This window comes from Leeuwenhoekiella sp. A16 (assembly GCF_047946675.1).
GTDB lineage: Bacteria > Bacteroidota > Bacteroidia > Flavobacteriales > Flavobacteriaceae > Leeuwenhoekiella.
The window spans coordinates 3,190,410-3,209,857 of sequence record NZ_CP172313.1; the positions used below are offsets into that span (position 1 = coordinate 3,190,410).

General features: G+C 38.3%; 12 protein-coding genes. 5 read left to right on the top strand and 7 right to left on the bottom strand.

Annotated features, from left to right (window positions below; all coding sequences use genetic code 11):
- The first annotated feature begins 25 nt into the window (after positions 1–25).
- Complete coding sequence (locus ACH3O9_RS13935) at positions 26–1,288, top strand: site-specific integrase (protein ID WP_416441467.1); 1,263 nt, start codon at positions 26–28, stop codon at positions 1,286–1,288.
- A gap of 197 nt (positions 1,289–1,485) precedes the next feature.
- Here the strand turns inward: ACH3O9_RS13935 and ACH3O9_RS13940 are convergent, their stop codons facing one another.
- Genes ACH3O9_RS13940 through ACH3O9_RS13955 form a run of 4 tightly spaced genes read right to left on the bottom strand, consistent with a single transcriptional unit; the run spans position 1,486 to position 6,262 of the window.
- The gene (locus ACH3O9_RS13940) at positions 1,486–2,745 is read right to left on the bottom strand and encodes a Y-family DNA polymerase (protein WP_416441469.1); all 1,260 of its coding nucleotides are present in this window, start codon (positions 2,743–2,745) and stop codon (positions 1,486–1,488) included.
- Between the two features lies 1 nt (position 2,746).
- Positions 2,747–3,160 carry a LexA family protein gene (locus ACH3O9_RS13945; RefSeq protein ID WP_416441471.1) on the bottom strand — a complete coding sequence of 138 codons (414 nt, stop codon included), beginning with the start codon at positions 3,158–3,160 and terminating at the stop codon, positions 2,747–2,749.
- Positions 3,157–5,136, bottom strand: a complete 1,980-nt coding sequence (locus ACH3O9_RS13950) for a hypothetical protein (RefSeq protein ID WP_416441473.1) — start codon at positions 5,134–5,136, stop codon at positions 3,157–3,159. The genes ACH3O9_RS13945 and ACH3O9_RS13950 overlap by 4 nt, the downstream gene beginning before the upstream one ends.
- A 10-nt stretch (positions 5,137–5,146) precedes the next feature.
- Positions 5,147–6,262 carry an ATP-binding protein gene (locus ACH3O9_RS13955; RefSeq protein ID WP_416441475.1) on the bottom strand — a complete coding sequence of 372 codons (1,116 nt, stop codon included), beginning with the start codon at positions 6,260–6,262 and terminating at the stop codon, positions 5,147–5,149.
- A gap of 1,320 nt (positions 6,263–7,582) precedes the next feature.
- Here ACH3O9_RS13955 and ACH3O9_RS13960 point away from each other — a divergent pair.
- From ACH3O9_RS13960 to ACH3O9_RS13970, 3 genes are read left to right on the top strand one after another with little or no spacing between them, the layout of a single operon-like run.
- Complete coding sequence (locus ACH3O9_RS13960; protein WP_416441477.1) at positions 7,583–10,591, top strand: SusC/RagA family TonB-linked outer membrane protein; 3,009 nt, start codon at positions 7,583–7,585, stop codon at positions 10,589–10,591.
- 12 nt (positions 10,592–10,603) lie between these two features.
- A complete protein-coding gene (locus ACH3O9_RS13965; protein WP_416441479.1) occupies positions 10,604–11,998 on the top strand; it encodes a RagB/SusD family nutrient uptake outer membrane protein in 1,395 nt (464 codons plus the stop codon).
- 19 nt (positions 11,999–12,017) lie between these two features.
- The gene (locus ACH3O9_RS13970) at positions 12,018–14,837 is read left to right on the top strand and encodes a M16 family metallopeptidase (RefSeq protein WP_416441481.1); all 2,820 of its coding nucleotides are present in this window, start codon (positions 12,018–12,020) and stop codon (positions 14,835–14,837) included.
- 61 nt (positions 14,838–14,898) lie between these two features.
- Here the strand turns inward: ACH3O9_RS13970 and ACH3O9_RS13975 are convergent, their stop codons facing one another.
- From ACH3O9_RS13975 to ACH3O9_RS13985, 3 genes are all read right to left on the bottom strand, one after another.
- Positions 14,899–15,216: a DUF6520 family protein gene (locus tag ACH3O9_RS13975; protein WP_416441483.1), complete on the bottom strand. Its 318-nt coding sequence runs from the start codon at positions 15,214–15,216 to the stop codon at positions 14,899–14,901.
- Between the two features lie 223 nt (positions 15,217–15,439).
- Positions 15,440–16,366: a helix-turn-helix domain-containing protein gene (locus ACH3O9_RS13980; protein WP_416441485.1), complete on the bottom strand. Its 927-nt coding sequence runs from the start codon at positions 16,364–16,366 to the stop codon at positions 15,440–15,442.
- 23 nt (positions 16,367–16,389) lie between these two features.
- The gene (locus ACH3O9_RS13985; protein ID WP_416441487.1) at positions 16,390–16,761 is read right to left on the bottom strand and encodes a hypothetical protein; all 372 of its coding nucleotides are present in this window, start codon (positions 16,759–16,761) and stop codon (positions 16,390–16,392) included.
- 225 nt (positions 16,762–16,986) lie between these two features.
- Between ACH3O9_RS13985 and ACH3O9_RS13990 the strand changes: the two genes are divergently transcribed.
- Entirely contained in the window at positions 16,987–19,398 is a 2,412-nt protein-coding gene (locus tag ACH3O9_RS13990) for an aminotransferase class I/II-fold pyridoxal phosphate-dependent enzyme (RefSeq protein WP_416441489.1), read from the top strand.
- Positions 19,399–19,448: the final 50 nt, after the last annotated feature.

Genomic DNA, 19,448 nt, shown 5'->3' on the forward strand with positions numbered 1-19,448 from the left:
GTGTTTAATTTGAAAACGAAGAATTATGAAAAATCCGGTGACTTTTGGAATTACTATTTTCCCAAAAACAAACAAGGCCAAAGGAGGCAAGGCACCTCTTTATGCCAGGATCACTTTAAATAGTGAGCGTATTGAACTCAGCCTGCAACGCAGGATTACCTTAACCCTATGGGATGAACGCAAGAGTCGCCTACGGGGAAGCTGTACAGAAAGTATCCAGGTAAACAAATCCATTGACAGGATTTACAACCAGATCTATGAGTCCTTCCGCCAATTGCAGGATGAAAACAAGGTTCTTAGTGCCGCTGCGATAAAGGCAAGGTATATGGGTGTTGATGATTCTTTTAAAAAGCTTTCAGATATTCTTGACTACCATACACTGAATATGCAAACGGTATTAAAACCAGGTACGATGAAGAACTATCGCACTACTGAAAAATATCTTTATGAATTCTTAGGTGTTCAGATGAAATCAACTGATATCTATCTAAAACAGATCAATTATGGGTTTATTCTGGATTTTGAACATTTCTTACGCACCTACAAACCTAAAAGCCATAGGCCAGCACCTTCAAATAATGGTGTGATGAAACATTTGGAGCGCCTTAAAAAATTGCTGAACCTTGCTCAAAAATTAGAATGGGTACAAAAAGATCCCTTTTCTAAATTTGCGTTGAAGTTCACAAAGGCAGAACGGGATTTTATAAGTAAAGAGGAACTTGAAAAAATCATGGGTTTTCAATCGTCAAGGTCTGCGTTGCTTCAAACGCGGGATATTTTTGTTTTTGCATGTTACACGGGGCTATCCTACATAGATGTCAAAAACTTATCTGCCGATAACATTGTGCCGGGGATTGATGGTAATAAGTGGATATATACGGCACGTGAAAAAACGGACACTCCTGTTAAGATACCTATTTTGCCCAAAGCCCAGGAACTTCTGGACAGATACCGACTAAAAATGCAGCATACCCATTTAGTACTTCCTGTATACTCCAATCAAAAAACGAATACATATCTAAAAGAGATCGCTCGGCTACTGGAAATAAACAAAAAATTGACCTTTCATGTGGCCCGACACACATTTGCAACCACGGTAACTTTATCAAATGGTGTACCTATTGAAACCGTGTCAAAGTTGTTGGGTCATTCTAAGCTCTCTACTACTCAAATCTATGCACGGGTAGTAGAGAGAAAAGTGAGTGAGGATATAAATGTACTGAAGGAGAAACTGGGAATTGGAGATTGTAAAGCGGATATAAAATCTAAGAAATCTTTTCTAAACTGAAACAAAGCATTACGGCTTAAAATTTTTGAATAAAGAAATGTCTTCAGCATACATAGAACAATTGGACAATTTTATGAGATTATTTTCTACTGGTTTGAATTGCTCATTAGACATAAAAAGATTTTTGGATCAGATTTAATAGCCGTTACATCATAAGTTATAGTGAAATTCTCCTAATAGATACCTTTTATTTAAAGTCACCTGCATTTGATTTCAATAATTTCATTTAATCTTGTGGTATATCGTTTAGATAAATGCGCTTGCTGCATTTTCCAAACTTTTTTAAGATCCTGACCTCCGAATTTAACTTGATCAAAACAATTTTTATTTATACGGTCAATCGTTTGCATTAATATCTTGTGCCTGGGATCTTCCCCGGTAAAGAAAGATAACTGTTTGGCATCATCCGGAATGAGATCGAGGGCAATAAGCCCGGCCTTTTTGTAGTGATACCCTTTTTTAAAGATTCGGTTTAAGCCTTCCAGGGCAACTTTGGTAATGGTAATGGTAGAATTTGAAGCTACGGGCAAATGCAGGGTAATGCCCGGATTATATTGAACCAGATCTTTCCTGTGCTTATTGGTCTGTAAAAAAACATACAGCACCTGTGCGCAGCTTTTTTGTTTACGCAGCTTCAGGGAAATTTTAGAAGCGTACGTTGCGAGACGCTCATGAATATCCTCATATTGTTCATACATGCGTTCAAAAGAGCGGGTAACAGCTATATTTTTTTTAAGGGCCACTTCTTCTAGGTAAAGGGTAGGCACTCCGCTAAGATCACGTTGCAGCCTGTGACCTACAATAGTCATTTCCCTGAGGACGTACTGGTTGGGCAGTTGTACAAAATCCCAGGCGTTCTGTACCTTGATGCGCTGTAGTTTATTCTGATAACTTCTCCCGATGCCCCAGACATCTCCAATAGCTGTCCACTTTAATGCTTTTTCTATTTTGTCGGAAGTATCCAGAACATAGGTTCCATTTGTGCGAGCTGTATATTTCTTCGCAATTTTATTAGCTACTTTAGCCAGTGATTTAGTGGGAGCAATACCAACGCTAATAGGGATACCGGTACTTCTTTTAATCCTCTTTATCATCTGCAGGCCATAAGCATCCAGGTTATAGAATTCAAACCCGTTCAATTTTAGAAAGATCTCATCGATGGAATAGATTTCCGCTTCAGGAGAAAAATCAGATAAAATATTCATTACCCGGTTGCTCATATCCCCATACAAAGCATAATTACTGGAAAATATATGTATGTTGCCTTTTTTAAATTCCGCTTTTAACTGAAAAGCCGGAGCACCCATGGGAATGCCCAACGCTTTAGCCTCATTGCTTCTGGCTATAACACACCCATCATTATTAGACAGCACCACAACAGGTTTACCTATTAGATCTGGATTGAAAACCCTTTCGCAGGAAGCGTAAAAATTATTACAGTCTATTAGGGCGAACATGCTATAGGTCTTTTATAACAGTTGTTACAATCCCCCAGATAAGAAAATCATTATCCTGGGTTACTTGAATAGGTTTGTATCTTTCATTTTCTGCAGTCAGCCAGATTGTCTTCTCTGAGATTTTTATGCGCTTAACTGTGAATTCCCCATCTATAAAGCAGACTGCGATTTTTCCATTTCTTGGTTCCAAGCTTTTATCGATAATTAAAAGGTCTCCCTCTTCTAGTCCGGCCCCAATCATGGAATCACCTCTTACACGACCAAAAAAAGTAGCATCTTTATTGCGTATATATTCCCGGTTTAGATCAATACCCTCATCTAAGTGATCGTCTGCGGGAGATGGAAATCCACATGATAGTCCTGGAGAAATCAAGGGAATACTAAGTGATGAAGACTTAAAAGAGTAAATTTTCATGTTTGGAATAAATCCGTTTCAATTTTTCCTAACTCCAACTGATACTTGATTTTTTCCTTTTCTAAGGATTTTATTTTATCTTGAATAGAACTTAAATTGAAAATTGGCATTGGAAATATGTCATCTATTGATAAATCATATTTTTCCAAATATTCAATTTCACTTTCTCTAAAGGTCTGTATTTGATTCTGTTCCTCTTGAAACCGATATTCAATCTGTCCCAATTCAATCAAATTACCACTTAGCTTTTCAAGTTCCTCAGTGTATTTAAATCTAAGTTCTTTAATTTCTTGTAGCTTTTTTTCCTCACCCTTTAATTTCTTGTAATTCTCGTCTGCATCTTTATCCTCGTCACTACTTTCTGTATCCTCTGGAAATGGATTTTTTGGCTTATTTTCAATATGGCTTTTTAAATCCTCGTTAAGATTTTTAATTTTACTTACAATTCCCTCCTTGTATTCCTTTGTATCTTTATTTAACAGATTTACAATATCATAATTAATATCATTTAAATTTCCTTGAAGTGTTTCAATTGAAGATTTACAGTTTCTTTCTACTTCTTGAATAAAATCTTCAAAAGAGTCCTTACCCAATCTATCTGTATGATCAATATGTTTAAAGACAACTTGATTTAATTCTCTGATAAAGTTTTCATTATCATCTATCTCGTTACATAATTCCTCAAAATAACTTTGCGGCAAATACTTAACCTTTTCTTCAGCATTTAAGTCTATGTGTTCATTTAAAAAATTTTCTTCGGCGTTACCACTCTCCCACGTTAGTTTAGCCTTAAAATTCTCAGATAGACTGCCCTTTCTAAACTTCTTTCTGTGTATGTCTAAAAAAGAAAAATAGCTTTCATTATGTGAATTTCCAAGAAGGCCTGTAATATCGGCAAGTGCACTTTTCCCATTCCCCTTATTACCGATAATTGCAGTTAACTCTTTACTTGGATAAAAAGCTTGATTTCGAAACCATATACCTTGACTTTGGTCATAGCCGTCGATTTGATCAATCTCTATTTTAGAAATGTACTTCGTTTTATTTTTATCTACTCTTTCTAAAACCTCAGGTTTTGTCCCAATAAAAACCCTATCCTCGGGTTCATAGGTAAGGTATTTAAGACCTTCAAATGTAGGTTCAACCTTTATCCAAGTTATTTGAGACTTTTCACATAATTCCTGACGATCATTCGTTTTTGTATATTCCTTCCCTAATTTATTTTTAAGATCCTCAAACGAATGTGCATCACTCCCACTTAGGACAGGACAAGGCTTAGACAATTCAGGTATACAATTAGCAACTTTTTCATATCTATCCTTTTTCAAAAACCACTCGGTATTTTGAGCACCGCCAAAAAAACCATCACACATCTTATCAATCTCATCAGAAATATTCATTTTTCTTGGAGATTTATTATCAGCCCTTAAACCTTGATTGTTTGATGCTGCAAAGATTAGATAGGGCTCATCATTTCCGAAAACTTTTTTTAAAGCAATTTTCAATTCTGAATATTTTATGGCTGCCTTTTTAAAATCCTCAGTTGTCACTAATTTATCACAATAAACTATGGATCCATTATTTGTTATATTGCTCTCCAATTTTGATAGAAAATCCCTCAACTTTTCTTGAGTTATATTTTTATCATTAGAAAAAATAACATGCAAGTTAACTTCTTCACCGCCTCTATTTACAGATACATCTAGACGAAACTCTATATTCGGAAAAAAGACTTTCTTTGAATTTGAATACTTTTTATAGAAAATATGTTTAAACTTGAAATAATTTTCAAATGAAAAATAATCAGTGATGCCAAATACTTGAACATCTGATTTTTCGATTATTTCACAGTATTTCAACCACTTATCTTCTTCACTTGCGAGCTCAAAACCTTTCGGATTTAACTTAGTATCGGGAGTATGTAGATGAAGATCACATTTGATCCATCCTGAACCTCTATTATAGTCAATTTCCATGATTAAAATTTCAATTTAAAATATCTCTAAAATTATCCTTATTAATTAATGTAATTTGAGCGTCGTAAGCTTCTACAAAAATCTTAGGAACCTTTACTTTACTTTTAGGATTCCATTTAATTTCAAAAGCTTTTAATTTTCCTGCCTCTTCCTCTACATAGTCAATCTCTTGTTGTGATACCGTTCTCCAGAAATAGCCTTTGGCTAATGAACCATTGTAGGCATTATGCTTTAAGCGTTCGGCAATTAAAAAATTCTCCCAAAGATTGCCTTTATCTTGGCGAATATCAATAGGGCTTAAATCACCGATGATCATATTTCGTACCCCTGTATCGTAGAAATAGATTTTTTGATTGGTCTTAATTTCGTTTCGTAAGTTTTTACTGAAACTTGGGAGTTTAAAAATAACGTATGCCTGACATAATAAATCAATATACGTAGCCACTGTTTTTTTATCTATCCCTAACAATTGAGCCAGCTCATTATAACTTACTTCGCTGCCTATTTGAAAGGCTAAAGCTCTTAAAAGCTTCTCTAAAATTTCTGGTTTTCGTATTCCCCCATAGCTAAGAATATCTTTATATAAATAGCTATCGGTAAGTTGTTTTAAGGTATCTTTTTCTTCACCAAAATTGTTAATCACGTCAGGATACATACCATAAACCACACGCAACTCTAATTGCTGTTCAGCTTTTAAGTACCCTACATTAGATTCAAATTCTGTCCAGGATATTGGATAGAGCTGGTACTCCCATTTTCTGCCCGTAAGTGGTTCTTGTGTATGATTATTCAATTCAAAAGCAGATGACCCACTCACTAGTAACTGAACGGATTTAAGTTGGTCGGTAACAAGTTTTAAAGTGAGTCCTATATTATCAATGCGTTGAGCTTCATCTATAAAAACAATTTTGAAGTTTCCTATTATATTTTTAAGTTGCTCTAAATTAGGATTTGTAAGTAGTTTCCTAACAGTAGGATCATCCCCATTCAAAAACAGGTATTCTTTGTCCTCTAGCAACTTATTAAAAAGTGTAGTTTTACCTACTTGCCGTGGGCCAATTAAAAGAATCGCCTTACCAGTTCCAAAACGATTTTCTATTTTTTCTTCTAAAGTTCTTTTAATCATTTTTTAGGGATTGTATTCCCCAAATATAGCCATTTTTAGGGATTGTATTCCCTAAAAGTTAATTTGTGGCAGCAATAATTAAAATTAGCATTACTAAATCCAATTAATTTAGGGATAATCTCATCCATAGTCAAAATGCTATCTTAGCCTTCCCAGCCTATATTTATTTTAATTCTTAAGCCCATGAAGGGATATAATTATTACAAGTAATGAAGTGTGAAAATTTTTATATCAAGGATAGTAATTATCTATTATCTGAATGGAAATATTTGGTATCCATTATAAGATAGATTCATTTTACGTTGAAATAGGGTATGATATAATAAACATTAAGATTGTTGGGGAAACCATTTAGGACAGGAGAAAATAGATGAAGTAATTTTTTGGATTTCTAAAGATTCAAATCTTCAAAAAATTTTGAAAGTTTTATTTGTCGTGCTTCACAAATCTTGTTCAAAGTTTCAACCGGAATATGATATTCTTTTTTATCCAGAATCCTACGAACCATTTTTTCATCGATATTATGGTTTAGAGCAAAATCTCTATTTGATTTAGCATCTTTGATCCATTGTTCAATGGTACTGCATATGAGAAAATTAATATTCATTATAGAACAAAAGAAAATGATAAGTCAAAAAAAAGTGCGGATGAACTTCCGCATAAAAAAATTTTATCCTATATTTGATTGATAATAATATATTTGCGAAACTTCTTAAAGTAAAATATTAGAAGCATTCGCTTTGATTCTCGACTTGAAAACTGGTAATTTAAAGGAACGAGAGGATAAGTGTAAATGCTCACGACCCGGGCGTGAGCTCACTTATTGTTCCACGGTATACCAGTACCTCAAGTCAATATGTTGAGTTTTCACGCCCTTTTTGTATCAGGGTTCTTCAACATCTTCAAAGCCTGTGTTTCCTTTTTATAGAAGTTTGCAATATGCTTTTCACCCCTTAATCTAAACAGGCCGTTATGGCCGGCACTCCCTATGGCGTGTGCTCATGATCCCTGCTTACGGGAGCAGGTCAATTCCGCTAATAATCCCGTGGGTTATGGTTACCGCACATCATCCGGTAACTGTAGTTGGGTGGGCAAAGCCTAAATTCATGATGAATTTATAGCTTGGGTCTGGTGGTCGTTAAAAACCATCAACACAGAGATGAATTAGCCAAATAATTAAAAATTGTCTATGAAAAAAAGAGAAATGAACCACTCGTTTTAACGGGCACAAGCAAAAAGGCCTTCCCCTTAAGATTGGCGTCGTACAGGGAAGGCTTGAGCTTAAACAAAACTAAGTTTCATTTAACACGCAGCTAAATTATGAAAATTTTTACTACGCGCCTTACGGGAGCCGCGTTGATTCTGAGCACGCTCATTCCAGGTCTTATAAGTGCATCGGTCCCGGCAGGTTCACCTACAGGCAGCATACCACCACAGCAAATCCTAAGTGGCACCGTCACAGATCCTGCTAACATGCCTATTCCGGGAGTGAGTGTAAGCCTGCTGGGCAGCAAGCGGGGCACCACCACAGATGAAGCAGGCAGGTATGCTATCCCGGCAACTCCCAGCGATACCTTGGTTTTTTCGTTTATAGGGTACCAAACCGTACGCCTGGCAGCCGCTAATCAAACCCGACTTGATGTACAACTGGAGGAAGGAGTTACCGCACTGGGGGCAGTAACCATCAATGCCGGGTATTACAATACCACACAACGGGAGGCCACGGGAAGTATCTCACGCGTTACAGCAGAAGATATAGAAATGCAGCCGGTAGTTAACCCGCTGGCCGCCCTGCAGGGAAGGATGGCTGGGGTAGAGATAGAACAACCCAGTGGGATAACCGGTCTTGCCTCTTCCATCAGGATAAGAGGGCGTAACAGCTTACGTTTCACCGGGGAGTATCCTTTATTTATTGTTAATGGGGTGCCTGTTAATTCAAATCCCCTTAGTAGTGTTGGGGCTTTCAGTAGTAATTCAGGTATAGACCCCCTCAATACGCTGAATATGTCTAACATTGAGAGCATAGAAGTATTAAAAGATGCAGATGCTACCGCCATTTATGGTTCCCGGGGAGCTAATGGCGTGGTGCTGATAACCACTAAACGTGGACATACTTCCAATGGAAATACTACTTTTGAAGCTCAGGTCTATTCCGGATTTTCCAGGGTTTCCCACCGTATGGACCTGTTGAATACTTCACAATATTTAGGCATACGAAACCAAGCCTTTGCCAATGACGGTGTAACTCCCACTGAAATCAATGCCCCTGATCGAATACTTTGGGATCAGGATCGTTATACAGACTGGCAAAAAGAATTAATGGGGGAAACAGCATCTGTAACTGATATAAACCTTTCTGTATCCGGAGGAAATAAAAACACTTCTTTTTTACTCGGTGGTTCATATCATAATGAGGGAGCGGTTTTCCCAGGGGAATTTGGATATCGAAAAGTAACCTCAAACTTAAACGTACACCATACTTCTGATAACAAAAGATTTGACCTGGCACTGACTGCAAATTACGGGATAGACCATAATAAGTTGTTTTATGGAACCAATTTTGTTCATATGGCACTCACCCTGCCGCCCAATGCACCAGAGCTATACAACGCAGACGGGAGTTTAAACTGGGCAGATGGCAGCTGGACGAACCCTATGGCAGGGCTCAACAGACCACAAGATATTAAGACCAATTCATTATTAGCCAATCTCAGTTTAAATTACAAGTTATTAAAGGGGTTGACAATTAGAGCTAATATGGGGTATTCCCATCTTAATAGTGAAGAGGTAGTTCGCAACTTGCTGGAGGCCTATAATCCGAGTACCTGGAACCGGATATCCACAAGTTCATACCATTCTACCAGCGAACGTCAATCCTGGATACTGGAACCCCAGCTTGTATATGATGCAGGTTTAGGAAAATTAAACATTGATGCGCTGGCAGGGGCTACCCTGCAGGAGAACAAAAATAATACTTTATATCTGGAAGGAGAAGGATATAGTGACAACAGTTTAGTTGGGAATTTGAATGCAGCTAATGGAGTGCAGATAACCACTAATGAGCATATAGATTACAGCTATGCTGCTATTTTCGGACGTATAGGTTTAAACTGGTCAGAGAGATATTATCTAAATCTGACCGGAAGACGGGATGGCTCATCGCGGTTTGGACCCAATAACCGTTTTGCCAACTTCTGGGCAGTGGGAAGCGCATGGATATTTAGTGAGGAGCCTTTTGTTAAAAACAATTTGTCTTTCCTGAGCTTTGGCAAATTACGGGGCAGTTACGGTACTACGGGTAGCGATCAAATACCGGATTACGGTTATCTTGATACTTATGAAGCTACAACAGGCCCGGGAGGACTATATCCGACGAAGCTTTATAACCCTGATTTCTCCTGGGAGGTTAACAAAAAACTGGAAGCTGCCATTCAATTAGGTTTTATCAAAGATCGTGTAAATTTGGAGGCAAGCTGGTACCGTAATCGTTCATCCAATCAATTGATAGGGTATCCCTTGCCGGCAATTACCGGTTTTACTTCTGTACAGGCTAACCTTCCCGCAACTATTGAAAATACCGGCTGGGAGCTTCTTCTTTCTTCCCGAAACTTTCAGCGTAACACCTTTTCCTGGCAAACATCATTAAATTTAACGATTCCAAAAAATAAGTTAGTAGAATTTGACGATCTGGAGCAAACCTCTTATCGTCAAACCTATAAAGTTGGTGAGCCCCTGAATATCGCCTTCCTTTATCAATATGACGGTATAGATCCGGAAACCGGCCGTTATCAGATAGCGGATGTCAATGATGATGGAAGGTATGATTTTAATGATAAAGTAGTTATAAAGTCATTAGGAAGAAAATATTATGGAGGTATACAGAATACGATTAGGTTCAACAATTTTAACCTGACGTTCTTACTGGAATACATCAGGCAGGACCGGTATACCTATCTTGCAGAAATGACAAATTCCCCGGGTCGGCTGGGAAATAATTCTACAGACCTTCTAAATTCCTGGGAGCAACCGGGAGATCCTGATCAGGTACAAAAAGTATCCCAGTCTATACAATCCCTCTTCTCGTATTATAATGCTATAGCCAGTGATCTGGTTGTGGGTGATGCTTCCTTTCTCAGATTGAAGACACTTTCCTTAAGCTATAAATTTCCTCAGAGATTGCTTAAACCTCTGGGTCTAAACCAGTGTACGCTATTTCTCCATGGACAAAACCTTTTTACTATAACTCCTTACAAGGGTTTAGATCCGCAGGGCGGGAAGGTAGTACCTCCGTTGAGAACCATAACCAGTGGTATTAAGATAACGCTATAAAAATTTTAAAATATGAAACGCATAAAGTATTTAATAATCCCGACCAGTTTGGCTCTGTGGTTTTTCCCCGCTTCCTGCGAAGAATTTGTAGAAGTACCCGTTCCGGATGACCGCATCGTCAGTGAATCCGTCTTTAGCAATGATAAAACGGCAGAAAGTGCAGTACAGGGGATTTATAATGAGTTAATCAGTACTGCTTTTTCAAGCGGATACCAATCATCAGTAACAGTGCAGGCTGCATTATCTGCAGATAACCTTCAGACCACTAATTCAAATGCCACTCTTCTTGAATTTCAGGAAAATGAGATTTTCGTAGATAATGAAGGTAATCTGGCTATATGGGCCAGTGCTTACAATATCATCTACATGACCAATGCTGTTGTGGAAGGGCTAGAGCACTCAGAAAATATAACTGCAGAACTCAAGGATAAACTTATGGGAGAAGCCTTATTTCTCAGGGCGTTCACTTATTTCTATCTGGTTAATTTGTACGGAGACGTACCATTAATACTTGTTACAAATTACAGCCAGAATGCAACAGCCTCACGCACTCCGGACGTGGAAATCTATGACCAGATTACCCAGGACCTTGATGATGCCACCGGCCTTCTTTCTGCTGATTATGAAAAAGGGGAGCGTTTAAGGGCTAATCAGTTTACAGCGATGGCTTTAATGGCGAGAGTTCAGTTATATCGGGGAATGTGGGAACAGGCTGAGTACTGGAGTAACCGGGTTATAGAATCAGGTACCTTTAGTCTGCTCCCTGACCTTGATGCTGTTTTTCTGGCTAATAGTGAGGAGGCTATCTGGCAAATTTCTCCTTCTGCAGACGGGTCTAATCAATCCAGTACCAATGAAGGGGGTATTTTTATTATGGATGACTACCTTGAAACAGTTGCCTTAACAGATGATCTTATTGCCCAATTTGAACCGAATGATAATCGTCTCAAGCAGTGGTCAGGACATTTTGATACCGATAGCGACAGATATTATTTTGCTTTTAAGTATAAAGTTAAATATGCGACCGGGGAACCTTATGAATATTCTATGGTTTTAAGACTGGCTGAACAATACCTGATCCGGTCTGAAGCCCGTGCCAGACAGGAAAACTTATCAGGAGCTGTTGAGGATCTGAATCTAATACGCAGACGGGCAAATGCGGCATTAATCCCAGCTGGCCAACCGGATATTAACCAGACCGTCTTATTGGATTTAATATTAAAGGAGAGAAGAAAAGAATTATTTACTGAATGGGGACATCGCTGGCTGGATCTTAAACGGTACGAGAAAGCAGACTCTGTACTTGCACCTAAAAAATCCTTGTGGGAGGCTACCGATGTGTTATACCCTATTCCGGAAGAAGAAATACAAAAAGATTTTAATCTTTCCCAGAATCAAGGGTATTAATAGCTGGTAAATAAGTAGTATGAAACAGATTTATTTAAAAAGCAATATCATTTTTGGCCTTTTCCTCTTAGCTACATCAGTATGTTACTCCTCAATACTTCAGGACTCAAGCCTGGATAATGGAATTCGATATGGAAAATTACCCAACGGATTTACGTATTATATCAAACCCCTGACGGGTGCTGCTACTAAAACAAAAATGACCCTTGTAGTCAAGGTAGGTAACAGAAGTGAATCAGCCGGTGAGTATGCGTATGCGCATTTGCTTGAGCATTTAGGATTTAGTGCCGGAAAGAATATATCACAGGAAAAAAGCAGTCTTTTATTTCAACAGGCAGGAATTAAATTTTCACAGATAGGCGGCTATACCAAAAATCATATAACTAAGTTCTTTGTAGATATATTGGAAAAGAACTCTCAGGCTATTCCGCTGACCTTAAGTTTTTATAAGGACATCTTGTATAATCTGGCTATAACAGAAAAGCATATACAAAAGCAACGTGTTATTCTGCTGAATGAAGCTGAAGGGGGTAATTATGATTTGGAGACGTTACCTTATCTGATGGAAGATAAACTTGTAGGACGCGGAGCGGCTCGTCCGAAGGATTATCGCAGACATCTCGAAAGCATTGATACGAAAGAATTGAGTGAATTCTATAACAAATGGTATCGTCCTGAATTGATGGCTTTGATAGCGGTAGGATCTATTGAAAATGTCGATTCTCTTGAGCAGAGTATAAAGGAAAATTTTGGGGAATTCAAACCCCTTCCTACAATACCACATAAAGCTTCGGACAAATCTGATTATCTTGAAAGTCCACTTCAATTTAGTGTAGAAACTTATTCAGGAAGCTCTGATAATACGGCCTATGGAGAAAGAAGAGTTCGGCTGTACTTTCGGCAGCAGAAGCGGGGAAACGAGCAAAGGGATATTTCTGTAAGCGATAAAATAAATCGTGAATTATTTATACAGCTGCTAAATTCAAGATACACGCATAAAAAGCAAAAGTATAATAGTACTTTCAGTGCAAGGGGAAGTTTTGTGCCAGAGGCTTTAAGGATTGATGTTAATAGTAACGGGAGCTCCTTCAAAAATACAATGACTGAAGTTTATAGTTCCATGTTAAGTATTTTCAGATATGGGTTTTCCAGGGAGGAGTTTAGTGATGAAAAAGAAAATTATATCGATTGGTTAACTAAGAGAAATAGACAAAGTATAACTTATTGGGAACAGGAATTAACCAATCATTTTAGCAATGGAGAGGCACTCCCTGCAGAGAAGATTCAGTTAATAAGCAGGATGATTCGAGAACTCAGTTTAGAGGATTTCAATGAAAGTATACGAAATTATATCGGTAAACCTCCTGAGGATATATTAATAGCGGCTCATAAAGGTGATCCCATTCTTAAATTTTCTGAGGAAAAGATCAGGGGGTGGTTTTTATCGAATGACAGTTTGCAGGTAAAGCCTTATTCTCCACCTGTTGTAACTCATTTTTTGATGGACAGCATTCTGATTTCCCATCTTAAAACTGGCCCTATTAGAAAAATGGATTCCCCTGTTCCGGGTATCAAAAAATACGTGTTGCAAAACGGACTTCATATACTGTTAAAGCCGCTACCAGAAGAGAGTCTTAATAAAGATAAAGTATCCCGAATAAATTTTCATGGTTTTTCGAGTAAGGGATTAGAAGATTTTCCGCAAGAGGATTTATTTTCAGCGTATAACGCACCCGCTCTAATAGAAAATTCCGGAATAGGAACATTGGATAAATTTGCGCTCCACGGCTATCTAGATAAAATGGAATTTGATGGGCGAGTACATCCTTATATTGCCTATCAAGAATCGGGTATAATGGGATCTGCCTCAACTGAACATCTGGAAACCGCCCTCCAATTAGTTTACTTATACTTTGCCTTGCCGCGCATAGACCCGGATGCCTTTGAAGACTGGAAATCTGATGCGCGAGCGGGTTTTGTGGTGAGTCCGAGAGATGAGTTTATATCCAATATTAGAGGGATTCTGCCTGATGATAATCTTCCTCAAGGAACCAGGGCAGCCCAAGGAATAGCTGTAACAAAGCTTACGAAAGCCAGGACTATATATCGCCGGCTTTTTGGAAATGCCAAAGAATTTACCTTCTTATTTACAGGAGAATATGACGAAGAGGTAACATTAAACTTATGCAGGAAATATTTGGGAAATTTACCGGTTTCCATAAACTCATATCAAAATAAAGACCAGGAGCACCTCAAAGATTATCACTTGCCGGATTTTGAGCTTAAGCAATTTTCATCCGGGGAATTGTCCGGTTTTTCTATGGTGCGGCTGGATTATGTATATCCATTAAAGACTAATATTCTGGACTGGAAGGAAGAAATTAAAACAGAACTTCTTCGTCAATGTATGTTTAATTATTTAATGCAACGAATGAGGTATAGTGCCGGTGGAGCTACCTATCGTGCAGTGGCAGGAAGGAACATGAGCAGGTTGTATGGGTATCATGAATTCTTTATTGAATTTAGTTGTCTTCCTGAAGATAAGGCCAGTATGATAGCAAATGCCAAGGCAGTTGTCCGAGATCTTAGGGTGTCGCCAGTGTCAAGCGACGTATTCAATACTTATCAGAATTCGCTTTTAACTAGTGAAGAAAAACCGGGAGATATACTGAGAAGGATGTATGATGTGGTCAACTTTAAGAAGTGCTGGTATGATAATTCTGAGAAAAAAATCTATATACAATCACTGACTCCTGAAGATATTCGTCAAACAGCGGCTAAATACCTTGTAGAAAACCCAATTATATTTGAAATGCAGAGCAGGAAAGATCTAAAATAAGTGCTTTCACGTTTAATTAACTTCCGGCATTTTTAAAGTGCCGGAAGTTTTAAAGTACTACCTAATCCCCAGAAGGAACTTGGCCTTCTATCAATTTTATCTCGCCATTTCCTTTCGCGGGATCCCTCAAATCTCTTGAATTGTAAACCTGATATGGAGTAGCAGAAGGATCTTCGCTGTAAATTACGAAACAATCCTCGTTTCCTTCTTGGCAATCAACAGTTACGGGATGCCAATCATTATTAATTCTTACAAATTGTGAGGATTGATTTTCTTTGATCCAAATATCTGATTTGGATTGGAACCCCGAGGCTCCAAATGCTATCCCTATAGCAAAAATACATGCCAACATAGGTATTATTAACTTCTTAATTTTCATGATAATAAATTTAATCTTAAATAAATGCCTGTTATTTACACAGGTCAGGCTTCCCCTGTCTCATCGCGCAATGATTCTTTTATAGGTGCTTTTAAGAATTGACAAAACACGCACCGTTAGACTTTAAGTAATTTTTCTTGTTGCTAATGGTATAAAATTCCAAAAAAAGCGGTGTACCTGATTTGCCTAAAACGATAATAAATTGGCACCAGCGGTGCTTTAATCAGCGTTTTCTGATATCAGAAGGAGAAATTCCATACTCTTTTTTAAAGGATCGGGTAAAGTGGGAGAAGCTGATAAAGCCACATTCCTCAGCAATCTGGCCAATGGGCAAGGTGGTGTCTCTTAAGAGTATCGCTGACTTTTCAAGTCTTTTTCGTTTGTGATATTTAAAAATAGAGTCACCATATGCATCTTTAAACATCGATTTTAGTTTGCTTTGACTTCCTCCCACTTCCCTGGCTAGCGCGGTCATGTTTGGCAGGGAGGTGTTTAAATGACTTAGGATATAGGAATGAAGTTTTTGTAAGACCTTTCTTTTGTCCTGTAGCAAAAGGCTGCGATATTCACTGGGATATCGTTCTTGATCGCCCTTGCGGTCTTTTAAATAATTGAGTATGATTTGGTTTCTGCGAATGGATTTAAAAACCGACAGGCTATAGGAAATATTTTGAGCAGTATGTAATCGCTGGAGATACGCATCACAGATCCATAAATAACCACTTTTATGGATTAGCTCCAACCGGATAACTTTTGGATCCTGTTGTATGCTTTGAACAACTTCCATGCTTTTTAAAGCTAATAACTGTTGCAAAGATTCCTCGGAAATAAAATGGTCAATGGGCTGCCCGAGTAATTCATCGGGATTATATTTTAAGATATGTGGTAAATTCTCAGAAAAAGCTGTGATATGGCGGTTTGAGTCCAGTTGAATTATTGCATTTTCTATTACTTCCGTGCTTTTTTCATGATCAATTTGATGCACAACGGTGTCGATCTCTTCTACCATTAAATTCAGGGAAAGTATGATTTCCTCCAGATCATCCTTATGGTTTTTCAGCTCCAGTTTGTAGGTATAATTCCCGAGTGTGATCTCGGTAATAAAATCTAAAATTTGCAATACCCGGTTTCTGTATGTTTCCATTTTCATCAGCATGCATTATAAGAATGAACCTATATTACATAGGAACTCAAAAACTCCAGAGCCTTTGAAATCTCTGTAAACTCTTTTGTGGGAACACTGGGCTGACTGGTGTTTATAAAAATCTTGCTGATTTGTCCGGAGTAGGATGTTTCAACGATGAGGGCCACGGCTAGTGCCATACTTGATCCCTGCTTGGCCAGGTAATCCCGAGCGGGTTTTGTAACAATTTTAAGTTGGCGCAGGTCACATAAAATGGGGTAAGCCTTTCCATTTTGAAATCGCAGCCTGTCCTTTACAATACGCTCGGCAGCTTTTAAATCAATAACAGTATTGGGTTTGTAAACAAAATGCAGAATATCATCATCGATCCAAAAGTGCGTAAAATCTTCACCTCTGAACATAATCAACACTATTTAAATAACCTAAAATAATAAAAAAATAATAGTGTTTGCAGGCATTTGGTGGTAAAGAACGACAATTAACTTCCGGAATCCTTAATTTTAGTGAGCTTTGGATTCATTTGACTTTGCGGTTAAACATTTGCTTGTAAAGCTTTTAGAATTTCAAAATTACTTGTAAAAGAAATTCTTTTATAAGTTTAATAGGAAAATTAAAAAAGCGGAATTATGGCAAAGATCAGACACAACAATTTCCTGGATACGGTGGTATCGGTGATGTCAAATGCAAAAGAAGCGGGGGCATTGCACCTGTATGCAGAAGGTAAGGAGTTTAACGGGCGTTATATCCAGGTTAGGGGCAAAAAACTTTTTCATTTTGGAACTACCGGATATTTAGGGCTAGAACAGGATTCGCGTTTAAAAGAGGCGGCAATAGATGCGATAAGCCGGTATGGGACTCAATTTCCCCTGTCCAAATCATATATTTCACACCCGCTGTATGCCGAGCTGGAATCCCTTGTGGGGGATATCTATCAGCACCCGATCATCATCACCAAAAACAGTACGCTTGGCCATATTGCAGTGATCCCCTCCATTGTTAACGATGGCGATGGTGTCATTCTTGACCATCAGGTGCATTGGAGCGTGCAGAATGCGGTAAATCCTTTAAAATTAAGATCCGTACCTGTAGAGATGATCCGACATAGCAACCTGCAGATGCTGGAGGATAAAATAAAGAAATTGCAATCCAAATGTAACAAGATCTGGTATATGGTTGATGGAATTTATTCCATGTATGGAGACTATGCACCTATCAGGGAACTGATGAAACTTGCTGAAAAATATACCCAACTCCATATTTATTTTGACGATGTGCACGGGATGAGCTGGAAGGGTAGAAACGGGAGTGGATACGTAATGAGCGTTTTAAATGAAGTTCCTGAAAATGTGATCCTTTTTGGAACCTTGAGCAAAACCTTTGGGGCCAGTGGTGCGGTAATGGTATGCAGGGATATAAAAACACATAAAAAAATAAGAAATTTTGGAGGCCCTTTGACCTTTTCGGCCCAATTGGAACCTTCATCCGTGGGAGCTGCTATCGCATCTGCCAAAATTCATTTAAGTGATGAGATCTACAGCATGCAGACTGAGCTTCAGGACCGTATCAGTTACTTCAATGCATGCTTAAAGGAAACCACACTTCCTTTAATCGCTATTAACGACTCGCCAGTATTCTACATTGGCACAGGCATGCCCGAGACCGGTTATAACCTGGTCAACCGGCTCATCCGGGAAGGCTTCTATGTCAATACCGGTATTTTTCCGGCGGTACCGGTCAAAAACACGGGACTCAGGATTACTATTTCCAGGCACAATCAAAAGCAAGAAATAAAAGCCTTGGTTCATGCGCTGGAATATCATTTTCTAAAATCCCTGGAAGATACGCAGACCAATCTAGAGCGGGTGAATTTTGCTTTTGGCAGGGATACGGGAAAACTTAAAACCAAATCGGATAAAACCGACAGGCTGTCATTAGAAATAAAACGATCAATTAATGAAGTGGATAAACAGCTTTGGAATAAAACAGTCGGAACAAACAGTCTTTTAGACTGGGAGGGCTTATCATTTATTGAAAGAGTTTTTAAGCAAAATGAATTACCGGAGCACAACTATGAATTCTACTATTTCATGATAAAAGATGCAGATGATACCCCCTTGTTGCTCACGTTCTTCACGTACGGGTTATGGAAAGAAGATATGCTGGCCCCCACTTCCGTATCCGTACGCATGGAGAAAGAACGAATTGATGATCCCTACCTGCATACCAGTTCCTGTCTGAGTATGGGATCTTTTGTCACCGAAGGTGCGCATTTATATCTTGAACGATCAGGTAATAATTGGAAAGAAGCGTTGGCTCTTTTGATCGGGGAGGTAGAAATACTGGAAAAGCAATTAAAACCCCAAACTCTGATCTTCAGGGATTTTGCAACCGACGATAATGAACTGAATGATTACTTGCATAACAAGGGTTTTGTGAAAGTTGCGATGCCGGAAAGTGCAGTCTATGATGAATTTAGCTGGAAGGATGAAACCGAATATATGCAAACCCTGAGCAGCCGTTCCCGCAAGCATTTTAAAAAAGAGATAGCCCCTTTTATTCCTCTAGTGAAAATAGAGGTGTCCCCGCAGGTAGCCGAGGAAACGTTAGATATTTTCTATACGCTTTATCTTAATGTTAAACAGAATAATCCGTCATTCAATACCTTTGACTATCCCAAAAAATTAATGCAGGAAATGAATGTCCATAAGCAATGGGAATTTATTTGTCTACAGGTCAAACAAGCCGATCACTGGAAAATGGCCGGGGTCATGTTTTGCTATATCAATGGCAATGGTGTTTATGTGCCCAACTTGATAGGAATGGATTATGCCTATACAAAAGAATATCAGGTTTACAGGCAGTTGTTATATCAGACAATTTTAAGGGCAAAGGCACTAAATATGAATAAAATCGATTTTGGACTGACCGCAGGTTTTGAAAAACGCAAAGTAGGAGCCAGGGTGTTGGATAAATGCGCCTATATTCAAACGCGTGATAATTTTGCCTTGGAGGCCTTGGACTGGTTAAGGCAGGATTAATATTTAACCCACAATTTCATTTTCTTCCTCCCAAAAAAATCCTATTGGAA